The sequence below is a fragment of the Candidatus Proelusimicrobium excrementi genome, from assembly GCF_937881865.1.
GTDB classification, from domain to species: domain Bacteria; phylum Elusimicrobiota; class Elusimicrobia; order Elusimicrobiales; family Elusimicrobiaceae; genus Proelusimicrobium; species Proelusimicrobium excrementi.
The window spans coordinates 1-6,437 of sequence record NZ_CALGEO010000103.1 but is presented as its reverse complement, the minus strand read 5'-3'; the positions used below and the strand labels follow the sequence as shown (position 1 = coordinate 6,437).

The window sequence follows — 6,437 nt, the reverse complement described above, 5'->3', positions numbered from 1 at the left end:
GGTTTGCAGAAGGATTATATTTTGCATTACGGCGTTTTCGGCCGTTTGGATTATGTTTTTGGCTTTTTCAAAATCTTCGTCGTCCGTCCAGGCGGCCGGCCTGGAATATTTTGCGGGCTCAAAAGCTAAATCTTTAAATTCAAGATTATCATGATAATCCGCCGCATTGTTTAAAATTACTTCGGCTTTGCGCAGGTTTTCTTCAAAAGCGTTTTTCCTTTTGCTTTTATATAGTTCAAGCAGTCTTTTCGCTTCTAAGGCCTGGCGGCGCAGAACCTCGGCGGTTTTTGGGCTTCTCAGAGCCGGGTTATAACTTTGAAGAGGGCTTTTTAAAAGCGCAAGCGCGAAAGCTTTTATTTCTTCCAGAGAGAAGTTTTTAAGCAGCAATTCCCACTTTTCGCCGTTTAAGGAAGAGTAATTAAGTTCCTCATCCAAAAATACCGACCATATTTTATCGATTACGGCTTGCGCGGCTTCGTCGCCGTCGGGCATAATATCCGGGGCGACGCCGGCTTCGGCGGGGAAGCGTCTTAACACTTTAAAACAAAATCCGTGTATAGTGCTTATCATCGCGCGTTCGGCCAGTTCGAAATTTTGTTCTATTTCTTTTATAAGTTCTTCTTTTTCCCGTCCTATTTTTTTAATAAGGTTTTCCGTTTCCCGGGAAGGCTCGCTGAGGCCTTTTAAAGCGGAAAGCGTTTCGGCCATTTTTTCCAAAAGTCTGGATTTTATTTCAGCGGCCGCCTTTTCCGTAAAAGTCAGCGCGATTATTTTATCTATGGATATACCCTTGCCCAAAATAAGGTAGCAAAGCCTGTCCGTGAGCAGAGTGGTTTTGCCCGTGCCCGCGCCGGCTTCCACTATAATGTTTTTGGAAGTTTCCAAAACGGCGGTGTCGCGCGCTTTTTGATCCGGCGGAATAAAAAAATTATTTTGAGGCATTGAGCCTCCTTAATTTCCCTGTTTGGGCCGAGTTCCGCGCCCGCCTTAAACTTGGGGCGTGGTCTTTGCGGCATACGTCGGCGTAGGCGCAATATTCGCAGGCATGCGCCGAAGGCGTTATTATAAATTCCCCGTTTTCGGCCAAATCAACGCGGTAATTTACGGCCTTTTCAAATTCCGTTTTGATAAGTTCGTAATCCCCGGCGAAAAGTGATTTTTCGCGTTTGCCGTCTTCTTCTACGGCAAGCAGAACGGCCTCTTCGGGGGTAAGGCCCCGCATGGTTTCGTCTTTTGAATTTTCCAGCATAATCATATACAAAGGCGGCTGCAAAATGCCTTTTTCAAAAATGGATCTTGTCATGGATGCGCTTTCTTTTGTGGTTTTATAATCCACTATCCTGCAGGTTTTGCTTCCCTGATTTACGTCTATTCTGTCGCTCTCTCCGTGAAGCTTAAGTTTCCGCCCGGCGAATTCGGCTTCGGCTTCCAAATGATATTCAAAGAAAGAAGGCTTTAAACCCCTTTGCAGCAAAACGGGGATATCGGCTTCTATAAGGCCGCGCAAATTCTTTTTTATGTCGCGGCAAAGCGTTTTCCAAAGCAATGGATAAAGGCCGTATTCCTTATATCTTTCCGGCGGAAGAAAAGCTTCCGCAAATTCGTCAAACAGTTTGCCGGCGCTTTCGGCGGAAAGCTTATCCAGGAGGTTTTGCTTCATTATATATTGATAGAAATTCTGCAAAATCTCGTGGTGTAAAGTGCCCTTTGCGTTTGAGGGTATTTTTGCCCTGTCGTATTCCGCAGGCTCATTGACGCGTATGACGTTTTTAAAAAAATAAGCGCCGGGGCAAAGCCACAAAAGGCGCATTGCGCTGGGGGAAAGCCCTTTTTGCTCTATTTTTATATAAAGCGGATTATTTTTGCTTACTATCCCGTCGTAAAAGTTCAGGCCGCCCGCGTTGAAAGCCAAATAAGGCGCGCGTGAAAGCATGGTTTTTAGGTTTTCGTCTTGCTGATTTCCCGGATTGAAAGCCGTATGCAAAATCTGAGCGTTGTTTGGGCAGTTTAAAGCGGCGTAAGCGGAAACTTCGCTTTTGTTCAAAAGTTCAAAAGGCCATTGTTTAAGCTTTTCGCTTTCCCTGCGGCTTAGGAACAAATCCGGCTCTTTAAGGTTTTTGCCGGCGGTTTCGGTCAGGCGGCTTAAATAAAGGGAAGGGATTTTCGGTTTGCCGTCGTCGCCGCTTCTTTCAAATATAAAAGCGCATTTTCCTTTCACGGAAGAAAGAGCGAGCGCGAAGAGTAGTTTTTCCTCAAAATATCTTTCGTTTTGCGTATGAATCAAAAAACCTATTTTTTGTAAAAGCGCGCGGTATTCCTCTTTAAGAACCGGATCCGGCGCGGGCGCGGCCGGCAGCAGGCCTTCGTTCATGCCCAAAAATACGGCCGCTTCAAAGCCCTGCCCTCTTAAAGCCATAATGTCCGCGGCTTGCACGGCGTTTTCGTAAGATTCCGTTTTATTGTATTCGGCCTCTTTCAACGCCGAGAGGACTTCCTCCAAAAATTCGCCGCGCGCGGCCTGCTTTCTTATTTCGGAAAAGCCGCCCGTTTCGGATATGATATCTTTTACGGCGTTCAAGATGTTTCGTTCCTGCGCGGATAATTCCGAAGAGGTAAAAGTTTCTATAAAAGCCGTCGCTTTTTCCGCCAAAAAATCAAAATTGCCTGCGGCTTCCAGTTCGGGATAGTATTTGCTTAACAATTTGACGGCGGCGGTAATTTCCGCGGCGTTTTGCCTGAAAGCCTCTTTTGCCTGTTCGTTTTTGGAATTTACATATAAATCCGTCAGTCCGTCCCATTGGGATAATCCGCCGGTTATACCGCTGTTTTTGATAATATCGCGCCACCCGTTTTTGCCGTTTTTAAAATATGGGGAGGCCAAAACCGCCGCGGCGTCCGCGCTGTAAAAATCGTTTCTGCCGAGGCTTAACAAATTATAAACAAAGGCCGCCAAAGGGTGATTGACCAGCGGGAAATCAAAACTGTAATTTACCGGTATTTTATTGCGCGCGAATACGGAAGGAATGTCGTATTTGTAATTTTCCATGCTTCTTGCGAATACGGCTATTTTGTTAAAAGGGATATGGTGCTTTTCGTTAAGGAGCAGAACTTCTTTCGCCGCGGCCTGAACTTCCGCCGCCGTGCCGGAAACGCTGATAAACTTCATCTCGGCGTTTTGCGTAACGGACGCCGAAGACTCAAAAATATTTTTTGCGGCCAAAGCCGGCGGGGTTTGCGTTTTTTGCAGTTTCTCCGCGGTTTTGGCAAGCGGGTAAATGTAAGCTTCAAAAAAATTTTTGGTAAAGCTGAAAGCGGGTCCGTCTTCATAAGGGAAGTAAACTCTCGCGTCGAAACCCCGGCATATTTCTTTAAACAAATTGTATTGAAGGGCCGTCAAATCGTAAAATCCGTAGAAAATTATATATTTAAACCCTTTAAGGTACGGGCTGTGCGCGGCGTTGATGGCGGCTTTTCTGAAAAACTCTCCGTAAGAGTCAAAGCCATCTTTTCGGATTTGTTCGTTGTAGCGGCTGTAGCAGACTATAAATTCATCAAGATTTTTTTGCTGTTCGGGCGAAGGAAGCTCCCCGGAGTTTTTCAAATCAAGCAAGTCTTTTACGGAAACTTCGGCCGATATCAAATCCCTGAAAGCGGCTTTAAAGGCTTTGGAATAACCGCGCGAGGGCGGCAGAGAACTGTAACTGTTTAGGATGTCTTTTATTATAAAATCCTGCTGGGGCCCGGCGGGCAGAAGCGGTTTTGCGTCCGGCCCTGCCGCAAAGTTTATGCCCGCGCTTAAAGCGGTAAAGTTGCTGAAAGTTACCCCGCTTATGCATCCGCCGGCGTCGGCCAGTCCCCGCCTTAAAGAATTTTGCAGTCTTTGCGAGGGCAAAACGACGAGAACTTTATCAAACGGGTCCTTTCCGCCCAAGCTGACAAAGTTTAGGAAATGCTCCTCGAGAGCGTCAAAATTGCCGGTAAACAGGTGCATATATAAATAATATATAATTTATATATCTTTTTGATAAATCAACTGTTTTTTAAAAGGCGGTGTCATGACGGTTCTTAACGCGGTGTTTTTGGGTTTGCTTCAAGCTTTGGGGGAGTTCCTGCCGATATCCAGTTCGGCTCATTTGGCTTTGTTTCCGTTTTTTAGCGGCGGGGAGTATCAAGGCCTCACTTATGACGTCGCTTTGCATTTGGCCACGCTTATAGCCGTCTGCGCTTATTTTTGGAAGGATTTGTTTAATCTTACTTTAAACGGCCTTACAAAACCGAAAAGCGAGCAAGGCCGCCGGTTTTGGTTTATAGGGCTTGCCACAATCCCGGCGGCATTGGCCGGTTATTTTCTTGAGGACGCGGCGGAAAACATTTTCCGTTCGCCGTTGATGATAGCCGCCATGCTTATTGTTTTCGCCTTGTTTTTATTTTTGGCTGACAGGTATAACTGCAAAATCAAAAAATACAAAGAAGGCGCGGCTCTTTTGCCTTTAATGCTTATAGGCTGCGCGCAGGCTTTGGCTATAATGCCCGGCGTTTCCCGTTCTGGCGCGACGATTACCATGGCCCTTTTGCTTGGTTTCAGCCGCGGTTCCAGCGCAAGGATTTCTTTCTTGCTTTCCGTGCCGATAATAGCCGGCGCGGCGGTGCTGAAACTTAAAGATATTTCCCTTGCCGATATTGATGTGGCTTTCGTTTCTGGCTTTTTGGCGGCAATGATAGGCGGGTGGCTGGTTATAAAATTTTTAATGAAGTATATACAAAGCCACAGTTTTGATATTTTTGTATATTACCGCTGGGCTTTGGGCGCTTTGATTATAGCGTTATATTTCTTCAAATAATTCCGTCTTTTGCCCGCCGCGGGCGCGGCAGGCGCGGTTCTTACCAATTGCGGTGCTTCCAGTATATGGCCGTGAGCCATACTGACATCATCGCCAAACCCATTACCATCCAAAATGCGTGCGGATGGCCTTGCAGCGGTATCATCACGTTCATTGAGAACGCGCTGACGACAAAAGTCGGCACCATAATCCATATCGTAATTACGTTTAAGCGTTTCATCAGCAGGTTCAAGTTGTTGTTTACGATTGAAGCCCTGGCGTCCATGAGGCCCGCCAAAATGCTGGAGTATATTTCCGCCTGTTTTTGGGATTGAGTGTTTTCAATTATAATATCGTCAAGCATCTCGCGGCAGCGTTCGTCAAAGCCTATACGGCCGGAGAAGTTCCTTAGCTTTTCAAACACAAACCCGTTTGAAGTTATCGCGCTTAAATAATAGACCAAGCTCTTTTCCAAACTGAAGAGGTTTATTAAATATTTATTGTCTACCGAGCCCGTCATTTTATCCTCAATTTCTTCCGTAATCATATTGATTACGCGCAAGTGCTCCAAATAATGCGCTATGGCGTTGTAAATTATCTTTAAAAAAGCGTCGTGCAAAGAAAGCACGTTGTTAAAGCGTTTGCCTATAAAAAGCGGGATATCTTCCGTCATGACTATGACGAGCTTGTCCTTAAAAAGGAACATTCCCATGGACGCGACTTTAAACACCAGCTGTTCTTTGCCGGAATAATTGCGCGGCCTGTTCAAAATCAAAGCCGTATGGTCCGGCTCGGTTTCAAGACGGGGCAGCTCTTCCGGGTCCATGGAAGAAGCCAAAGTGTGTTCGTCTATTCTTAAATGGTCTATAAGATATCTTTGTTCGCTGCTTGTGGGATCCACGAACAAAAGAATATCGCAACTGGAGGCGGAAGCCGCTTCGTCTTCAGTAATTTTGCCGTTTTTGATTAAATAAGTCCTCTGCATATCAGCCTCCGTTACAATTTAATTATATATTATCTATTTCCGATTTAAGATAGAGATTCGTTTCTTTTACGATTCTCTTCCTGAGCATAAATATCATTATCAGGTTGGGTATGGACATCATCGCCGTAACCGTAACGACCAGCGCCCACGCCAAAGAGGGGGAAATATATACGCCGGAAATCATGAATAATATCCAAAACACGCGGAAGGGTTTTACTATTTTGCTTCCGCCCAAAAATTCCATAAATTTTTCCCCGTAATAAGCCCAGCCGATAATAGTAGTGAGGGAAAATATCGTCAGTGAAAACACCAAAAGCGGTACGCCTATATAAGGTATGGTTTCAAACGCGCTGTTGCACAAATCCCCGGCGAACTTCTGCCCGCTTTGCCAATCCCCGGCAACTATTATTACAAGGCCGGTAAGAGTGCAGATGAAGAAAGTCCAAAACACCGACGTGCTGGCCACCAAACCTTGGCGGACCGGGTTCTTGGTTTTTGCCGCGGCCGCAACCACCGACGCGCTGCCCATGCCCGCTTCGGTCGAGGATGTATTCACCGCAGATACTATGGTGCGGCAACAGACCCGTGCGGCTATCGATGCAACGAAATGAGGCTGACTGATTTTGAACGTT

Annotated in this window: 5 protein-coding genes; 1 reads left to right on the top strand and 4 read right to left on the bottom strand. The window is 46.0% G+C overall.

Features of this window, described 5'->3' with window-relative positions:
* Both ACQY26_RS04630 and ACQY26_RS04625 read right to left on the bottom strand, forming a co-directional pair.
* Nucleotides 1-942 (bottom strand): UvrD-helicase domain-containing protein (locus tag ACQY26_RS04630; RefSeq protein WP_428047962.1); only part of this gene is annotated, 942 nt, incomplete at its 3' end.
* On the bottom strand, nt 929-3,991 hold the full coding sequence (locus tag ACQY26_RS04625) for a PD-(D/E)XK nuclease family protein (RefSeq protein WP_428047961.1): 3,063 nt from the start codon (nt 3,989-3,991) through the stop codon (nt 929-931). The genes ACQY26_RS04625 and ACQY26_RS04630, both read right to left, overlap by 14 nt.
* 64 nt (nt 3,992-4,055) lie before the next feature.
* Here ACQY26_RS04625 and ACQY26_RS04620 point away from each other — a divergent pair, with 64 nt between their 5' ends.
* Entirely contained in the window at nt 4,056-4,841 is a 786-nt protein-coding gene (locus ACQY26_RS04620; RefSeq protein WP_428047960.1) for an undecaprenyl-diphosphate phosphatase, read from the top strand.
* A gap of 40 nt (nt 4,842-4,881) precedes the next feature.
* On the opposite strand, the gene ACQY26_RS04615 is transcribed toward ACQY26_RS04620, so the two are convergent.
* Both ACQY26_RS04615 and ACQY26_RS04610 read right to left on the bottom strand, forming a co-directional pair.
* Nucleotides 4,882-5,805, bottom strand: coding sequence for a magnesium transporter CorA family protein (locus ACQY26_RS04615; protein ID WP_428047959.1), 924 nt, complete (start codon nt 5,803-5,805; stop codon nt 4,882-4,884).
* A gap of 22 nt (nt 5,806-5,827) precedes the next feature.
* A partial coding sequence (locus ACQY26_RS04610) for an alanine:cation symporter family protein (RefSeq protein ID WP_428047958.1) occupies nt 5,828-6,437 on the bottom strand: 610 nt, incomplete at its 5' end.